The organism is Lactobacillus sp. UMNPBX6 (assembly GCF_002553975.1).
Lineage (GTDB): Bacteria > Bacillota > Bacilli > Lactobacillales > Lactobacillaceae > Lactobacillus > Lactobacillus gallinarum.
The window spans coordinates 1-364 of record NZ_PCZD01000142.1; the positions used below are offsets into that span (position 1 = coordinate 1).

The following is a 364-nucleotide window of genomic DNA, read 5'->3' on the forward strand; positions in this document are numbered from 1 at the left end:
AAATGATATTCGAGAACGTTTAGGAGTAGCTATTTATTGGCCAGATCCATATTCACCAGAGGAAAGAGGAACCAATGAAAATACCAATGGCCTAATTAGGGAATACTTTCCTAAAAGGACTAATATTGATGATTATACAGATAAGGACGTCAGTTTCTGCCAATATCAGCTGAACCGCCGTCCTCGAAAAGTGTTAAATTATGAAACCCCATATGAGGTATTTTTTGAGAAACCGTTGCACTTGGTTTGACAATTTGTCACAAAAAATCTGGTATTGATTTTCATCCATACCAGAATACTTATCCGTTGATTTAAAATGTCTACCGCTTTCTTAACTGTACTGAATCGCATTTTCTTGTTGGTG

1 protein-coding gene is annotated in these 364 nt (G+C 36.3%); it reads left to right on the forward strand.

Annotation, left to right across the window (positions count from 1 at the left end; genetic code table 11):
- The coding region (locus CP357_RS10030) for an IS30 family transposase (RefSeq protein WP_143468741.1) at nucleotides 1–250 on the forward strand (250 nt) is incomplete at its 5' end.
- Nucleotides 251–364: the final 114 nt, after the last annotated feature.